Origin of the sequence: Methylocella tundrae (genome assembly GCF_038024855.1) — a bacterium.
Lineage (GTDB): Bacteria > Pseudomonadota > Alphaproteobacteria > Rhizobiales > Beijerinckiaceae > Methylocapsa > Methylocapsa tundrae.
In genome coordinates this window covers 2,387,143-2,403,614 of the sequence record NZ_CP139089.1, presented here as the reverse complement: position 1 = coordinate 2,403,614, position 16,472 = coordinate 2,387,143, and the positions used below count along the sequence as shown (strand labels likewise).

The following is a 16,472-nucleotide window of genomic DNA, read 5'->3' as shown; positions in this document are numbered from 1 at the left end:
CCTATATGGCTATGGCAGGAGTCATGGCTACGGTTCTCATGGGCGTCAGCGCAGCGCGCGCCGATGTGACGGACGAGCTGCTCGATCAGCTCAAGTCCAAGGGCGTCCTGACGAAAGCCGAATACGCCAAGCTGAAACAGCGCCACGCGGCCGAAGTCGCGGCGAAACACGCGCCTGGCCCGACCGGTCCCACCGGCGGCAACGGCCGTTACGTGACCAGCCTTGACAAGGGCATCGGCTTCCATATTCCCGGCACGTCGGTTGTCACGAAGGATAATGGCGTCGTCACTGTCGGCGATGTTGACGTCAAGCTGACCGGCGCTCTCGTCTTCTTCGGCGCGGAGAGCTTCAAGACCTCCTATACGGGCACTGCGGGGCTCGCGACCGGGCCGTTCGTTCCAGGCGCCTTCCCCCCTGCGCCGATCGGCGTCGGCGGCGGTGTGGTCGGCGGCAGCCCATACAACAATTCCAACGCGATTCGCGCCGGTCTGCTGCCGAGCAATGTTGTCTTGAGCCTCGCCACCAATCAGATGGGCTGGGATCTTGGCTTCACCGCTGGCGCCTACTTCGGCGGCAACAACGTGTTCCCCGGAGCGGCCAACGCCAACGGCGCCGGTTCGCCGATTGGTCTCGGCACGCCCGGCATCGACCTTCGTCAGGTTTTCGGCACGATCGGCACGCCTGAGTATGGCACGCTCAAAATCGGCCGCGATCTTGGCCTCTTCGGCGGCGACGCGATCCTGAACGACTTCACCCTGTTCGGCGTCGGCACGCCGGCTGGAAACGCCGCCCCCGGCAACACCAGCCTTGGCCGCATCGGCCTTGGCTACGTCTATGCCGACTGGATCCCGCAGATCACTTATACGACGCCGGTCTGGAATGGCTTTACCGCGTCGGTTGGTATGTTCACGCCGCTGGATGCGATCAACACGACCGATACGGCCGCTGTTGGGTTTGCGCTCCCTGGGTATGGCCCGTCTGTCGGGTTCAGCTCCGGGACAATGACGGCGCATGACCAGCCGCAATTCCAGGGCAAGATCAAATATGTCGGCCAGTTCACGCCTGACGTGAAACTGACCGCCTGGGCGGACGGCATCACCCAGCTCCAGCGTGTCGAATCTGGCGATGCTGTGGTTGGCGGCTTCGTTCCCGGATTTGGCTACACCTCGGCGAGCCCGGGGCAGAGCGTCAGATCGGTCGGCGTCGACGGTGGCGTGCGAGTCGATTGGGGCGGGTTCAGCGCGGTCGGCTACGGCTACTGGGGCTCAGCGCTCGGCACGACCGGGTTGTTCTACGCCGCTGTCAGCCCCAACGGGCAGGCGCGCAAGTCCTCGGGCTTCTATGGCGAAGCCGAATATACCTTCTGGGATCGGTGGACCCTCGGCGGCAGCTTTGGCGCCAGCTATCTGGAAGCCAACAGCTTCGATTACACGCAGTCCTATGTTCCCTGGATGGTGCGTTCGAACCAGTCGTGGATCGGATTTACCCGCTACAAGCTGACGGACTGGGTGGCTTTCCAGGCCGAGTTCATACAGTCGCGTTCGATCAGCCAGTCGGCCGGATCTGCAAAGTCCAACGCGATCGTCGGCGGAACAACCTTCTTCTTCTGAGCGTCTCGCCCAGAACAACTCTTGATCTTATGATCGATGACGCCGCCCCGTCTTTGACGCAGGCGGCGTTTTCGTTTGCGGCGCGATGAGGGCAATCTATGTCGCCGCGGCGCGCGGCCGCCGTTGCGCCTCGTTCCATGCGCCTGATCCGAGAACGCTCGATCCGCCTTTGAGGCTCGCGCAACCGTCTATCGAGGCCTTCCGGCGCGTGCTAATCAATCTATCGGGGCACAAAAACAGCAACCCGGAGGAAACATGGCGTCTCTCTACTCAGCGGAGCACCGCGCGCTTCAGGAGGAGTTCGGCACAACCAAAATGGCCGAGCTTCTGGATACGAAATGGGTGCAAGACGGGATCGGCGAAAATGAAAAGGCCTTCATTCAATCGCGCGACATGTTTTTTCTATCAACGGTCGATCCAGACGGAAATCCGACAGTCTCGTACAAGGGCGGCCCGACCGGCTTCGTCAAGGTTATCGACGGCAATACGCTGGTTTTTCCCGGCTTCGATGGCAACGGCATGTTCTATTCGATGGGAAATGTCGTTGGCCAGGGCCGGGTCGGATTGCTGTTCATCGACTTCGAGACGCCCCACCGCGTCCGTGTGCAGGGGACGGCCAGGCTCGATCGGGACAGTCCGCTGATGGCGGACTATGCGGAGGCGCAATATCTTGTGCGGGTCGAGGTCGCCAAGGCGTGGGTGAATTGCCCGCGCTATATCCACAAATACAAAAAGCTGGATCAGTCGAAATACGTTCCCGTGGCCGCGAAGCCGACGCCGCTTGCGGCCTGGAAACGAACCGCTTTGGTGCAGGATGCGCTGTCCGCCGGTGACAGCCAAAGGGCGCGCGAGGAAGGGCTGCTCGAGATCTCGGATTATGAGGCCATGGTCGCGCGGGGCGAGGGCTAGAAACCAGCAAGACAAAAAAAGAGCATTTTCGATTCCAGAAAGGTCGAAAATGCTCTGAATATTCGGGCGCCGTTCAGGAAGCTGCGCCGAGAGCTTCTTCTCGACGCAGCTTTCCTAAGCGATATGCCCGTCTCAACTCTTCTCGATCAGAAGAAACCGAGCGGCTTGTTGCTGTAGCTGACCAGCATATTCTTGGTCTGCTGGTAGTGATCAAGCATCATCTTGTGGTTTTCGCGGCCGATGCCGGATTTCTTGTAGCCGCCAAACGCCGCGTGCGCCGGGTAGAGGTGGTAGCAGTTGGTCCAGACGCGTCCGGCTTTGATGGCGCGGCCGAAGCGATAGGCGCGCGTGCCGTTGCGGGTCCAGACGCCGGAGCCGAGCCCGTAAAGCGTGTCGTTGGCGATCTCCAGCGCCTCGGCGTCGGTCTTGAAGGTGGTCACCGACAGCACCGGGCCGAAGATTTCCTCCTGGAACACGCGCATCTTATTGTGGCCTTCGAGGACCGTCGGCTGCACATAGAAACCGTTGGCGAGCTCCGGCCCGACGTCGGCTCGACCGCCGCCGGTCAGCACCTTGGCGCCTTCCTGACGGCCGATGTCGAGATAGGATAGGATCTTCTCGAGCTGGTCGTTCGAGGCCTGCGCGCCGATCATGGTCGAGGGATCCAGCGGATTGCCCTGCTTGATCGCCTTCACCCGCTTGATGGCGCGCTCCATGAAGCGCTCATAGATGCTCTCCTGCACCAGCGCGCGGGACGGACAGGTGCAGACCTCGCCCTGGTTCAGCGCGAACATGGCGAAGCCTTCGAGCGCCTTGTCGAAGAAATCATCGTCCTCGTCGGCGACGTCGGCGAAGAAGATGTTCGGCGATTTGCCGCCGAGCTCCAGCGTCACCGGAATGATGTTCTCGGAGGCGTATTGCATGATGAGGCGGCCCGTCGTCGTCTCGCCGGTGAAGGCGACCTTGGCGATGCGCGGGCTCTGCGCCAGCGGCTTGCCGCATTCGACGCCGAAGCCGTTGACGACGTTGAGAACGCCGGGCGGCAGCAGGTCGCCGATGATGTCCATCATGACCATGATGCTCATCGGGGTCTGCTCGGCGGGCTTCAGCACGATGCAATTGCCCGCGGCCAGTGCCGGAGCGATCTTCCACACCGCCATCAGCAGCGGGAAATTCCACGGGATGATCTGCGCGACAACGCCGAGCGGCTCATGGAAATGATAGGCGATGGTGTCGTGGTCGATTTCGCTGATGCCGCCCTCCTGGGCGCGCAGGACGCCGGCGAAATAGCGGAAATGATCGACGGCGAGCGGTAGGTCGGCGGCCTTGGTCTCGCGGATCGGCTTGCCATTGTCGATCGTCTCGACCATCGCCAGCACGTCAAGCTTTTGCTCGATCCGGTCCGCGATGCGCAAAAGGACCAGCGAGCGCTCGGCCGGCGAGGCGGCGCCCCAGGCGTCTTTAGCAGCATGGGCGGCGTCGAGCGCCAGTTCGACGTCCTCTGCCGTCGAGCGCGCGATGGTGCAGACCACATTGCCGTCGATCGGCGAGACGTTCTGGAACGTCTGCCCTTTAACCGGGGGCACCCATTTGCCGCCGATGTAATTATCGTAGTGCGGACGAATGGCGATCTCGTCCTTAAGATCCGCCAAAAGCTTCTCAACCATAGCATTCCTCCACTTCTCAGTGACTCTTCTCTACGCTCAGTTTTGCTGCACGCTGTGCAGATAGGCGAGAATCTTGCTGAAGTCGTCTTCACTAAAAACGCCGGTCCAGTTTGGCATTCCCTTGTCGGGACGTCCATGGGTAACCGTGTAATGAAAGACTTCATCCATTTTGTCGCTGTAACGCTGGCTGAGCAGACGCAGATTGATGCGGCGCTGGCCTACGATGGCGTCCGGCCCGTGACAATGCGAGCAGGTGCCGTTGAAGATTTCACGGCCCGCGGCAATGGCCGCCGGATCGGCCGCGCTCGCGGGTGTCGCCGCGGCCGCCGGCGTTTCGGTCAAGGCGGTTGAACCTGGCGCAGGCGCCGCCGCCTCGTGAGCCGTGGCCGGCGCGGTTTCGCTCGCCGGCTTTTCCTGTGAAGCGAGCATGATGCTTGGCTTCGATCCACCGGCGCTGGCGGCGGCGGTCAAGGAGATCGGCTCGGCCTGCGGGAAGCCATATTTCGCGGCGAGCGCGGCGATCGCTTCGGCCTTCTCGTCGATAACCCGGTCGATTTTGTCTCTGAGATCGCCGCTCGCCCGCGCGAAGCCGACCGAAACCGGCCATTGCATCCCCTCGCCGCTTGCCGGGCGAACGCTATAGGCGTCCTGGTAAAGCGTCTTATTGAGATAGCCGGCGCTCGGACCCCAGATGATCGCAGCGTCCGCCCTGCCGGCCGCCAGCGCTTTCATCGCCGCCTCCGGATCGAGCACGGTCACCGGCTGGATGTCGCCGTGATCGGCGAGCAAAAGCTCCGGCGAGGTGCCAAATTGCACCGCGACGCGCTTGCCCGCGAGGTCGGTGAGAGACGAGGCCCCCTGCGCCTTGGGCGAAACGAGAGCATAGCCAATGCGCAGGAACGGTTTGGAAAAGATGAGCTTTGGCCCCATGAAATTTTTGGAGTCCGGCAAACCGATATAGGCGTCGCATTTTCCCGACAGCAAGGTTTCGCGAATGGCGCGCTTGCCGAAATAGGTCTGCGACCAGACCGTTTTGAGCGGGCGGCCGAGAGCGTTTGCGATCTCGCCTCCGAGCTCGATATAGATGCCCTTCGCATCGCCGGCTTGAGCGCTGAACGGCAGATCGTCGGGGTCCGCGCAGATGGTTAGCGCGTCCCCTCCGGCGGCGCCGTCGGAGGGAAGCGCGGAGGCGGCGGGGCCTGCCGCGATGAACAGCGCCGCCGCCAGAGCCGGGAGGACGCCGGCCTTGCGCGGTTCGATGGCGAGCGGGGCCTGCCGCCGCTTCTTCGATGTCACTTCCTCTTACTCCGAGAACACAAAAAGAGTGCCGCCTTCCGGCGTCGCATTGGTGATTTTTGTGCCGATGTCGCCGAAGAAGGCGGCGGTCGAAACGGTGCGGCCCGCGACGACGGCAATGTACTGCTTGCCGTCAATCGAAAAGCTGATCGGCCCGGCGCCGACGCCGGACCCGACGCCGATCTTCCACAGCTCCGCTCCCGTTTTCGCATCAACCGCTTTGAAGTCTCCGGTGATCGTTCCGTAGAAGACGAGGCCGCCGCCGGTCGCGAGCGTGCCGCCGTTGAAGGGAAGCTCTTCCTTGATTTCCCAAGCCGCCTTCTGTTTCACGGGATCCCAGGCGAGGATCTTGCCAAGAAAGCCGCCAGGACCGGGAACAGCGGAAAATTCCTTGCCGAGGTAGAACACGCCCTTGCGGTAATTGACTTCGCCTTCGCTCATATCCTGGCAGACGTTGTTCGACGGAATATAGACGAGGCCCGTGTCGGGGCTATAGGACATTGGCTGCCAGTTCTTCGCGCCGATGAGATGCGGGCAGATGTCCTTGGCGGGATGACCCGGCCCCGGACGCTTGTCGGGATCTTCGACGGGGCGCGCCGTGGCGAGATCGATCTTGCTCGCCCAGTTCACAGGGACGAATTTTTCGGCCGACACAAGCTTGCCCGTCTCGCGGTTGACGACATAGAAGAAGCCGTTGCGGTCGGCCTTCATATAGGCCGGCAGGGCGCCGCTTGCGGTCTTCAGATCGGCGAGCACCAATTCGTTGACGCCGTCATAATCCCAGGCGTCGGCCGGCGTGCCCTGCACATGCCATTTGATCTTGCCGGTCGCCGGGTCGATCGCCAGCGTGCTGGCGGTGTAGAGATTGGTCAGCGGGCCGTAGTCGCCATTGCCTGTCGAGCGGACCTTTGTCGCCCATGGGCTCGGATTGCTGGTGCCCCAAAACACCGTATCGGTCTTCGGGTCATAGGAGCCGACGAGCCAGCCGACGCCGCCGCCGTGCTGCCAGCTGTCGCCCTTCCAGCTTGTGGTTCCATCGGCGTCGGTCGCGGACACCGTGTAGGTTTTCCACACTTCCTTGCCGGTGTTGACGTCATAGGCCTGCAAGCTGCCCCGCGCGCCATATTCGCCGCCGCCGAAGCCGGTGATGACAAGATTGCGCACGACGAGCGGCGGCGAGGTAATGACCGAACCCTGCTTGTAATCGACGACGTCGGCGATCCAGTCTTCGGCGCCCGTGCTGGCGTCGAGCGCGATCAGCTTGCCATTGAGCGTGCCGACGAAGATCTTGCCGTCGGCATAGGTGACGCCGCGGCTGTTCACATCGCAACATGCGTATTGCAGCACGTCGTCCGGGATGTCCGGTTCATACTTCCATTTGATCTTGCCGCTTTTCGCGTCGAGGGCGTAAACATATTTCGGGCCCCAGGAGCTCGACACGTAGAGGGTGTCGCCGACGACGATCGGGGTCGCCTCGTTGGAGCGCAGCGAGCCGAGCGAAAATGCGTAGGCGAGCTTCAGCTTCCCAACATTTTGCGTGTTGATTTCTTTGAGGGGGCTGAATCTGGTGTTCTGCTGATCGTGACCGTATTGCGTCCAGCTGTTCGCATCTGCTAGGGATGCCGCTTTGGCGTCTTTGGGCGTCGCGTTCTCCGCCTGCGCTTCGCTGATCCCGACGGCGCCCGTCAAGCTCGCCGCCAACGCGACGCCGACCCATATGTTTCCGAGCAGCCCATCGCGCAAATTCTTCAAAGTCGCCTCCCCGTTATACAGTTTTGTAGAGTTGCCTGGGCAGAATTGGTTATCAAACCCGTCTTCGCGGGCATTAATGTCCTCGTTAAAGGATCATCGGACGGCACCTTAATGAAGCGCGGCCCGGCAATGCTATACTCAATAGGTCGCAAACCCCGGCGCGGCGCGGCCGGGGCAAGAAGCGAAGATCAGGAGAGGGCGCGAAATCCGATGTCGAAGATATTGATTGCTGACGATCATCCGGTTTTGCGCCGCGCCCTTTGCGAGGTGATGAGTTCCCTGCTGCCGCCGGACGACCTCATCTGCCTTGAGGCGGCCGACCGGGCGCAATTATTCGGCGTGCTGGAAAATGAAGAGGTCGATTTGATCCTGCTCGATCTCTGCATGCCCGGCATGACCGGCTTGCCGGAGCTTGTCGGGATTCGAAATCTTGCGCCCGCAACCCCTGTCGTCGTCATCTCCGCGCTTTTCGATGACGGCATCGTGGCGCAGGCCCTGAACTGCGGCGCCGCCGGCTTTATTCCGAAATCCTCATCCCTCGAGGCCCTTGCCGCGGCGCTGAAGACGGTTCTTGATGGCGGCGTTTATGTGCCGGGGGGAAGCCTCAGTGATGAAAAATGCGCGCAAAAGCGCGGCGCATCGGCTGATATCGATCCGTTGACGCCGCGCCAGCTCGCCGTGCTGGGCCTGCTCGCGGAGGGTAAATCGAACAAGGAGATCGCGCGGGAGCTATCGATCAGCGATCTCACCGTGAAGGTTCACATCACGACGATTTTCCGCAAGCTTGGCGTTGCGACGCGCACTCAGGCGATCGTCGCATTCCAGCGCGAGCGCTCCCTGCTTCCGCATCACCTCAGCTGATCCCGCCGCGCCGCCAGAGCGGAGAGCATGGCGCGAAGCTTCATCGGAGCCGTCGGCTTGGCGAGAAAGCTGAGCCCTTTTTCTTTCAGACTGCGCTTCAGCTCCTCGCGCACATCGCTCGAAATGATGAGCGCCCCGGCGTCCTCGCCAAATTCGGCGCGAAGGGCCGCGACCGCGTCGGTTCCGAGAGCGTCGCCGTCGAGATGATAGTCGGCGATAATGATGTGCGGGATTTTTCGCGCCGCGCGCAGAGCTTCGCTCGCGTCGGCGGCCGAGCGGGCCGTGATCGTCACGCATTGCCATGACCGCAGCAGCGATCCCAGCGCGTTACGCACTTGCATGTCATTGTCGATCAGGACGACGCAGCGGCCGGCCAGCGCCGCCGGATCGATCTGGCGCTTTTCATCCTCCGCGGCCGTAGGGCCGGCCCCGGCCTTGGCGGAAATCGTGAAAGCCGAGCCGCGTCCGGGCGTAGACGCAACCGCTATCTTCGCGTCGATCAGGCGCGCGATGCGCTGACTGATGGCAAGACCGAGGCCAAGGCCGCGCTCATTCTCGCGCGCGGAAGCGCCGAGTTGCTTGAACTCCTCGAAAATCAGTTCGAGGTGGGTGCTCGCTATGCCGATTCCGGTATCAAGCACTTCGATCGCGACATCTTCGCCGCGCCGCCGGCAACCAATCAGGATCGAACCTTGCGCCGTATAGCGGAGCGCGTTGCTGACGAAGTTACGCAGCACGCGCTCCAACAGCAGGCGGTCGCTGCGAATGACGGCGCTGCTCGGCGCGACCCGCAGGCAGAGGCCGACAGCTTCGGCCTGGGGCTGATAGTCCTGCCGCAGCCGGTCGAGCAATGGCTGGATCCGGAAAGTCGTGATCTCGACGGGCCAGACGCCGGCGTCAAGGCGCGAGATATCAAGCAGTGCGCGCAACAATTCATCGACGGTGTCGAGCGCCGCCTCAACGCCGCCGACGAGTTCGCGCCCATGCGGCGTCTCGATATGCTCCGCCAGCATGCCGAGAAACAGGCGGGCGACGTTCAGGGGCTGGTGGAGATCGTGACTCGCCGCGGCGAGAAAACGCGTCTTGCTCAAATTGGCTTTTTCGGCTTCGCCCTTGGCGAGCAGCAGCGCTTTCTCCGCGGCGCAGCGCTCGGAAATCTGCTGAAACAGCTGATGCGTCAGATGCGTCAGCTCGGCGGTCCGCTCGACGACCCTGTTTTCGAGCGTAATCGCCGCCTGGAACAGAGTGAAAGCATTGGCGCCCTTCGCGCTCATGTCGTTTTCGACGCGGTCCATCAGCACATTGTTGATCTTGCGCAGCTTGGCGATCTCGGCGCGAAGCCGGTCGGCTTCGCTCTCCGGCGAAAGGCGCGCGTCCCGGTTATCGCGGCCAATGTCAATCTGCGTCATAGGGCGTCCCGATTGCGATGGCGGTGAAAGTCTGGTTGAGGTGCATGCCTGAAAATTGTTCGCCGTAAGTGCTAAACCCGATCACATTGTTGGCGGCGAGAAGCTCGCTGGCGAGATGCTTCGTTTGCGTCTTTTCGAGCGCCAGGCTTCGGTGGATGCAATCGAAGCCGATGATGAGCTCCGGCGGCCCGAGCGTCTCCTTCACGGACTGAAAGAAGGCCTCGAGGTTTTGTAGGACGGCCTCGCTTTGCGCCAGACGCAGGACGACGCCTTCATCGATCGCGCAGAAGAATGTCAGGCTTTCGTCGAAATGCGCCGCCTGGATGGAGCGCACGTGGAAATCCCCGCCAACCTTTACCATCAGAGGAAATTCGGAAAAGATCGCCGGCGTCAGCGTGAGTTCGGGAAGGCCGAGAATCCGCGCATATTCGCGCGCGGCCGGCTCGCCGTTCAGCTCAAAGACCTTGCGCTTCAGCGGATCGGCGCTGGTCACCACCATGCGCATGTTGGAACCGATGAAATGCTGGCATTTGACGATGCGAAAGGGCGCGTTGATCTTGATCGCTGTCAGAAGCGCGGCGTCGCGGTGGAAGGCCCCGTCGAAATAGATGAAAGCTCCGGTGAGGCGCAAATTGTCTCCCGCCGAGCCGCCGAGCAGCGGCGCCATTTCCATCAGAAGATGAATCGAGGCGAGGACGACTTCTTCATTGCCGGACATGCCGTCGATCAGCAGCATCGCGAAGGTGTCTTTGGGATCGAGGGTCAAACCTTTTTCGTTCATCGCCGCGACAAGCTGTTGCGTCGCCGCGTGGCCGTCCGACATCTGGAATTGTGAGAGGTTTTCGATTCCGACGCTGGCGGCGCGGCAGTGCGAGGCGGCGATGCTGAAGCCGGTGATCGACCCGTCGACATAGCCGATGGGCGCGATTTCCCCCGACGTCGTACAGCCAATGACGTGAATCCCCTCGAACGCCCGCCGCAGCTCCGGCTCCAGTATAGCGAGGTCAAAGCTGATGGAGCAGAAGAAAACGATAAGGCCGATATCGGGCTGGGCGATCGTCTCGCTGAATTCGCGCACCGCCGTCAGCGGATCGGGCGCGGTCGAAAACCCGCGCTTTATGACGCAGCGCGCAGCCACTGGTCGTCCCCTTCCGTTCGGCGGTTTCGTAGAAGGCCGGGGGCCGCAGCCTCAATCGGCGGCCCGTCGTTGCTTTTACCGCATGAAGGCTTTGGGCGAAATTGATCTTTTCCGGCGCGGTCGAGACCGAGCGCCAGTGCGCTCGATCGGCGCCGGCTATGGCTTCACATCAACGGTGATCGTGGAGCTGAGAGCCGGCCCGTAGGACAAATGGGCGCCATTGCCGAACTGCAGAGTGAGCGTGTGCTTGCCAGGCGGCAGCGTCAGTTGCGTTTCGGTCTGGGCCTTGCCGAAATGGATCGATTTTTCGTTCGCCGGGATGATCTCGTCTTTGGGCACGGGGCCGCCGTCGATGATCAGATGGTGGTGTCCGCTATCAGGGGTCGCATCGCCCGCAGGCTTCAGGGCGAACCCTTCTAGGCCGAATTTCACCTTGAAGGGGCTGATGACGACGGCGCCATCCTGCGGCTCGATGAAAAAAACGCGCGGAGTTGCGGCGTGCAAAAACGAGGCGCCGACGCCAAGGCTCAGACAGGCGGCGAGCCCGATCGATGCGATATGTTTCATTGACGCTCTCTGGACGGTGAGTTGCAGTACGCAAGCTTGGCGCAATATCTGGCCTCCAGCAAATGAAACTGGCGCGATCAAACCGCCTCGCATGGAGAAAATCAATTCATTCGATGCAAGCTGACGATGGCCGAGACGCCGGAAACGCACTAGAAACGGCGCAGAACCAAAGTAGCAAGCGGATCCTTGACGGGGAACTGGACATGAAAACGCTCAGCGTAATGCTTCTGGCGATCGCGGCCCTTGCCGCGCCTTTCCCGTCTCTCGCGCAGACCAATGCTCCGCCGCCGCCCCAGCCAAATGATGCGCCGCGCGATGATTGCCAGCCGGGTTATTCCGCGCAGTCCCAGGATCGGGCGGCCTATGATTGCTCGGGAACGCGCGGACGCATGGGCCTTGGCGCCGATCCCGCCCATCCTGAGGGGCCGGGCAATTTCTCAAAATAACAGCCGCGCTTAGAATGAGGGCCGGCCCCTGCGGGCCGGCCCTTCGCATGAAACGATAGGCGCGATCAGAGCTTTTTATTGACCGCGTCGGCGACTTTATTGGCGCCTGCCTTGACCGCGTCCTTGGCGTCGCCCACCGCCTGCTGAATGTGACCTTTGGTCTCCTGCACGATGCCTTCAGCCTGCAGCTTTTCGGAGCCGATGGCCTTGCCGACGCCCTGCTTGACATGTCCAGCAGCCTCGTTGGCGAGGCCGGCGATCTTGTCTTTGGTGCCGCTCATTGCTGATCTCCTTGAAGAAAAACGGCCATCAGATCGGCCGTGCGAGAAACGCGCTTTGCTATCGAGAGTTCCACTTTACTGCTGGTAAGAAATTCACAAAATGACCCTGATCAATACGTTTTGAAACTAGCGGCAGGAAGAGCGTTTCACATCCAACGATGCGGACGAATGCTTGGAAGTGCTATGAAGATGGGCGGCTATTTCTCGCCACAGATGGGCAATGCCGCGCCATTTATATGGAGAGCTTCCGCTTGCGCGGCTTCCGTGCGCCGCGGCAGGCGCCAGACCGTCGCGGGGTGAAATTGCGAGCCGGACCATTCCATCGCCGTGACCTTGATCGTCTCGGCGTCGGCCTCAATCACAGAAAATCCGGCGGCCCGCCCCCTCGTTCGGCGCGACAAAGTGCCGGCCCCGATCGCATAGCTGCGCCCTTGCGCGAAAGGCAGCGCAAAGACAAAGGGATTATGCACGTGGCCGCTGAGAATGAGGTCGACGCCAGCTTCCGCGAGCACGCGCGCGGCCGCGCCGCCGCGATGAACCGCGCCGGTTACAGCGGCGGTGTTCGTCCCGGCAAAAGGATCGAGAAGAGGATGATGACAAACAAGAACCTTCAGCGTCGTCGTCGAGGTTTGCATTTGCGCCGCGGCCTCGACCGCGGCGAGATTGATCGCGCCCTTGGACCAGTCGAGCCTTGGCTGCGCGCCGCGCGCGGTGTTGAGGCTTCTGACAGTGAGGCCCGGCAGATCGGCCGTCGTCTTCAGCGGCTCGCCGATGAAGCGCCGGTAGCGTGAGAAGGGGGCGAAAAAGCGCAGCGCGAGGTTCCAATAAGGCACGTCATGATTGCCCGGCGTCACGATCTGCGGCTGCGGCAGGCGTTTCAGCCAGAGGCTCGCGGCCTTGAACTGAAGGGATCGGCCATTCGATGTAAGGTCGCCGGATATAATCGTCAGATCCGGCGCATAGGCGTTCGCGCTCGCGATGGCGGCCTCTACCGCGGCCGCGTTCTCACAGCCAAAATGCGGATCGCTGAGGTGAATGATGCGCAGGGTCACGGACGCATCCCGCCGTTGCAAGTTCGGGCGCGCCTCAATGAGGGCGCGCGTCCGGCGCCGGAACGAGCGCGCGAAAAGCGCGGGGCAAGAATTTGAATTCGACCTCGCGATCCAGTCGATGCAATTCTCCGTCGAGCAGACAGGGGATCGCACGTCGCGACAAGGCGCGGCCGCTCTGGCAAAACTGCGCGCTCACCGCGGGATCGCTTCGAAAATCGCCAAGCAGCGCATTGACGCCGATGCGGCAGGCCTCGAGCGCATGATGTGGATCGAGCGCGATGGCCTCGAGCGCGGAATGATCGGGGCAAAGCTCTGAAATGAGCGGCGAAATAAGCATGAGCGCTTCGGCTTTGACGCGCGGTCCTTGATCCAGTTCAAAGCTCAGCCTGCCGGTAAAGGCGCGCGCGAGCGCCCGCTGGGCATAGAGAAAAGCGCGCTTCAGATTTCCATATCGCACAGCCTCGCGCGCCGGCGCCCAGAGCGCGGGAGCGCCGAGGATGGCGGCTACGTAAAAAGGGCGGCCGCCGACGGTTCCGCCCGGATACGGCCGTGCGAGTCCCGTGCTCAAGGCGCTGGCCAGCGCCTCACGCCAGTCCCGTTCGCCGTAAAGCGCATGGGGCAGCATGTTCATTGTGCCGCCGGGAAGGGGGGCGAGCAGCGGGCCGTCCGGACCGCAAAGCTCGGCCGCGAGGCGCGCGGTGCCGTCTCCCGCCAGCGTGACGAGGAGATCCGGCAGAGTCTCGACGGCGGCGCGAACGGCGGCGTCTATGTCTTTTGGCTCGACGCTCGCGAGATGAATCTCCGCCCCCGAGTGCGCGAGGATCGCTTCCATCTCAGCAGCGGCGTCTGGTCCGACGCCGCCCCCGGCGGTGTTCACGACTACGGCGATGCGCCTGAAGCGTGGCGAGGCGAACGGCCCGGCGTCGAGGTTTGGCAGCGTCTCAGCGTTCATGGCGTCAGAATGCATTGTCGCAGCTTGCGTTCCCTATCGCGCGGCGGAGGTCAGCCGCCAGCGTCCTTCTGAAGCGCCGCCTCGGCGTCCTTCGTTTCCGGCGCCGCCTTTCGCGTGATGATCCAGAAGCAGAGCGCCCAGGCGGCCCCGGCGCTCCACCCGGCGGCGACGTCGGAAGGCCAATGGACGCCGAGATAGATCCGGCTGAGGCCGATCAGCATCGTCACGAGCACGGCAAGGGAGACAAGATAGATGCGCACCGCCTTCGAGGTCTGCGTCTGCGCCAGAATCGCGGCGATGGTCATATAGGCCGCCGCCGATATCATCGCATGTCCGCTCGGAAAGCTGGCGCTCCAGCTCTGCGCCAGATGCGCGGTGATTTCGGGCCTTTCGCGATGAAAGCTGAGTTTCAGCGCGGTATTGAGCAAGGAGGCGCCGCCGATCGCGGCGAGCAGGATGAAAAGCGCGCGCCAGCGCCTGGCAAGGATCAAAAAGCCGCTGGCGGCGATGGTCAGAAACCAGATAACGGTGAAGCCGCCGAGAGCGGAAATGTCGATCGCCGACTGCAGCAGCCACGGCGGGCCAATCGGGATCGAAGGGTCTTTCGCCGTCCGGAAGGCGAGCAGAATCGCGCGGTCCGAGGCCGCCGTTCCGCCCTCCGCGACCTCCTCGACGAGATGGGCGAAGACGAGCGCGCTCGAGAGGCAGAAGAGGGCGATGAGCGGCTGAAAGCCGGTCCGTTCGATCGCCGTCCCGATTCTTTTCAATGCCGGCATGAGTTTTTTCGTGAGCCGTGGCGGTTAAATCCGCTGTCCACGCTACTCCGCCGCCTCGGCGGTGGCGAGCGCGTCCGCCGTGCGCGATTGCTGCGACTCGCGCCAATTTTCAATCGCCGCGTCGTCGATGCCGAGTTCGCGCAGCACCGCCGCGCCGACGTCGAGACCGGGGGGAACGCTATCGTCGACGACGGGAATGACGCCGGCCATCTCGTAAGCCTCGCGCTCGGCCGGCTTGGCGATGGCGGCGAAGCGCCTGATATGGGGAAAGGCTCGCGCCGCAAGGGGCGTCAGTTCGCGCGACACCTCGATCGCGGGCGCCGTGATGACGACGATCTTGCGATCGTGCATGCCGAGAGGCTCCCAGATGCGTGGATCGGCGGCGTCGCCGAACACGACCGCATAACCGTCGGCGTTGGCGTCGGCGAAGGTCTTTTGATCCTTTTCTATGGAAGCGTAATTGATTTCGAATTCGGACAGGGCGTCGGCGACTGTGCGCCCGACCGGACCCATGCCGACGATCAGCACGGGAGCTGCGAGTTCGCGCTCCAGCGTCTCGCGCTCGTCCTTGGTCTTGCGGCGGGCCCGCATTTTACCGGCGATCTTGCGTCCGGATTTTGCGAGCGCGGGCGTCAGCGCGAGGCTGACGGCGACGGCGGCGATGACGATCGAGGCGACCTGATCGCCGACGAGCAGGCGCATCGCCGGAAGGCTGAGGATCACGAAAGCAAATTCAGACCCTTGAGCAAGAAGAAAGCCGAGTTGCATGGATCCTGGAGCCGACCAGCGAAAAATCAGGCTCGAGGCGGCGTTGGTCGCGATCTTGACCGCGATGAAAAGGATGGTGACGGCGATGACGGCGCCCCAATGCTGGCCTAGCGAGGCAAGATCCAGCGAAAGACCGACCGAAATAAAGAAAAAGCTCAGCAGCAGATTGCGGAAGGGCTTGGTCTCGGACTGGATGATCGGCCGATAGGGCGTCTCGGCGATGATCATGCCGCCAAGAAAGCCGCCAAGCGTCAGGGAGAGCCCGATCGAACCCGTCGCCCAGCTTGCGGCGAGCACGACGAGCAGCGCGCTCGCGGTGAACACTTCTTCATTCTCGGTGCGGGCGATGAGGTCGAACAGGGGCCGCACCACAAGCCGCGCCAGCACATAGGCGACGCCGAAGGCGATCGATGCTTTAACGACCGCCATGGCGAGCTGAGGCCCCAATGGACCGCCGTCGCCGTTCAAGGCGTTGACAATGATCAACAGAAAGATCGCGGCGACGTCCTGAAAGATCAGAATGGCGGTGGCGGTCATGCCGACCGGGCAATTCTGCTGGCGCCGCTCGGCGATCATGGCGGCGACGACGGCGGTCGAGGACAGCGCCAGCGTCGCGCCGAGCAGAAACGCCGGCAGCGGCGCGACGCCGATCAGCATGGCGAGAAGGCCAAGGCCGAAAGCGCCGAGAAGCACCTGCACCGGCCCAAAGCCGAAAATGTCGCGCGCCTGCTCGCGGATATGCTTCAGAGAAAAATGCAGGCCGATGTCGAACAGAAGAAAGACGACGCCGAGCTCCGCCAAAAGCGCCACGGTCGAGCTTGTGTGCAAGGGCTCGACCCCGCTCGCCCTCAGCGCCACCCCGAGCGCGAGATAGCCGACGATCGGGCTGAGCTTCGCCGCACGGCACGCGATGGCTGCGACGACGCCGAACAATAGCAGCAGGACCACCGGGGCCAGGGACTGAAGAATGGTGTGCATATGATCCATG

15 protein-coding genes are annotated in these 16,472 nt (G+C 62.6%); 4 read left to right on the top strand and 11 right to left on the bottom strand.

Annotation, left to right across the window (positions count from 1 at the left end):
• Positions 1–23 precede the first annotated feature (23 nt).
• Both SIN04_RS13430 and SIN04_RS13425 read left to right on the top strand, forming a co-directional pair.
• Positions 24–1,610, top strand: a complete 1,587-nt coding sequence (locus SIN04_RS13430) for a porin (protein ID WP_244605807.1) — start codon at positions 24–26, stop codon at positions 1,608–1,610.
• 255 nt (positions 1,611–1,865) lie between these two features.
• A complete protein-coding gene (locus SIN04_RS13425) occupies positions 1,866–2,519 on the top strand; it encodes a pyridoxamine 5'-phosphate oxidase family protein (RefSeq protein ID WP_134489952.1) in 654 nt (217 codons plus the stop codon).
• 146 nt (positions 2,520–2,665) lie between these two features.
• Here the strand turns inward: SIN04_RS13425 and adh are convergent, their stop codons facing one another.
• From adh to SIN04_RS13410, 3 genes are read right to left on the bottom strand one after another with little or no spacing between them, the layout of a single operon-like run.
• Entirely contained in the window at positions 2,666–4,186 is a 1,521-nt protein-coding gene (gene adh / locus SIN04_RS13420; RefSeq protein ID WP_134489950.1) for an aldehyde dehydrogenase, read from the bottom strand.
• A 36-nt stretch (positions 4,187–4,222) separates the two neighbouring features.
• Complete coding sequence (locus SIN04_RS13415) at positions 4,223–5,482, bottom strand: c-type cytochrome (RefSeq protein ID WP_134489948.1); 1,260 nt, start codon at positions 5,480–5,482, stop codon at positions 4,223–4,225.
• A gap of 6 nt (positions 5,483–5,488) precedes the next feature.
• Positions 5,489–7,234 (bottom strand): PQQ-dependent dehydrogenase, methanol/ethanol family, encoded by a 1,746-nt coding sequence (locus SIN04_RS13410; protein ID WP_244605806.1) that lies wholly within the window; start codon positions 7,232–7,234, stop codon positions 5,489–5,491.
• A gap of 210 nt (positions 7,235–7,444) precedes the next feature.
• On the opposite strand from SIN04_RS13410, the gene SIN04_RS13405 reads away from it, so the two are divergent.
• Positions 7,445–8,095 carry a LuxR C-terminal-related transcriptional regulator gene (locus SIN04_RS13405; protein ID WP_134489946.1) on the top strand — a complete coding sequence of 217 codons (651 nt, stop codon included), beginning with the start codon at positions 7,445–7,447 and terminating at the stop codon, positions 8,093–8,095.
• On the opposite strand, the gene SIN04_RS13400 is transcribed toward SIN04_RS13405, so the two are convergent.
• The 3 genes from SIN04_RS13400 to SIN04_RS13390 all read right to left on the bottom strand — a co-directional run bounded on the left by SIN04_RS13400 (position 8,083) and on the right by SIN04_RS13390 (position 11,209).
• Positions 8,083–9,504, bottom strand: coding sequence for an ATP-binding response regulator (locus SIN04_RS13400; protein ID WP_134489945.1), 1,422 nt, complete (start codon positions 9,502–9,504; stop codon positions 8,083–8,085). The two genes, SIN04_RS13405 and SIN04_RS13400, sit on opposite strands and share 13 nt — an antisense overlap.
• Complete coding sequence (locus SIN04_RS13395) at positions 9,491–10,642, bottom strand: FIST N-terminal domain-containing protein (RefSeq protein WP_134489944.1); 1,152 nt, start codon at positions 10,640–10,642, stop codon at positions 9,491–9,493. The genes SIN04_RS13400 and SIN04_RS13395 overlap by 14 nt, the downstream gene beginning before the upstream one ends.
• Before the next feature lie 156 nt (positions 10,643–10,798).
• Positions 10,799–11,209, bottom strand: coding sequence for a DUF4399 domain-containing protein (locus tag SIN04_RS13390; RefSeq protein ID WP_134489942.1), 411 nt, complete (start codon positions 11,207–11,209; stop codon positions 10,799–10,801).
• Between the two features lie 203 nt (positions 11,210–11,412).
• Between SIN04_RS13390 and SIN04_RS13385 the strand changes: the two genes are divergently transcribed.
• The gene (locus SIN04_RS13385; RefSeq protein ID WP_134489940.1) at positions 11,413–11,655 is read left to right on the top strand and encodes a hypothetical protein; all 243 of its coding nucleotides are present in this window, start codon (positions 11,413–11,415) and stop codon (positions 11,653–11,655) included.
• 65 nt (positions 11,656–11,720) lie between these two features.
• Here the strand turns inward: SIN04_RS13385 and SIN04_RS13380 are convergent, their stop codons facing one another.
• The 5 genes from SIN04_RS13380 to SIN04_RS13360 form a co-directional block, all read right to left on the bottom strand.
• Positions 11,721–11,936 (bottom strand): CsbD family protein, encoded by a 216-nt coding sequence (locus tag SIN04_RS13380; RefSeq protein ID WP_341263971.1) that lies wholly within the window; start codon positions 11,934–11,936, stop codon positions 11,721–11,723.
• Positions 11,937–12,133: 197 nt separating this feature from the next.
• Complete coding sequence (locus tag SIN04_RS13375) at positions 12,134–12,988, bottom strand: metallophosphoesterase family protein (RefSeq protein WP_134489936.1); 855 nt, start codon at positions 12,986–12,988, stop codon at positions 12,134–12,136.
• Positions 12,989–13,022: 34 nt separating this feature from the next.
• Positions 13,023–13,940: a diacylglycerol/lipid kinase family protein gene (locus SIN04_RS13370; RefSeq protein WP_134489934.1), complete on the bottom strand. Its 918-nt coding sequence runs from the start codon at positions 13,938–13,940 to the stop codon at positions 13,023–13,025.
• Between the two features lie 50 nt (positions 13,941–13,990).
• Entirely contained in the window at positions 13,991–14,716 is a 726-nt protein-coding gene (locus SIN04_RS13365; protein WP_341263970.1) for a phosphatase PAP2 family protein, read from the bottom strand.
• A 42-nt stretch (positions 14,717–14,758) separates the two neighbouring features.
• Positions 14,759–16,471, bottom strand: a complete 1,713-nt coding sequence (locus SIN04_RS13360; protein WP_341263969.1) for a cation:proton antiporter — start codon at positions 16,469–16,471, stop codon at positions 14,759–14,761.
• Position 16,472: the final 1 nt, after the last annotated feature.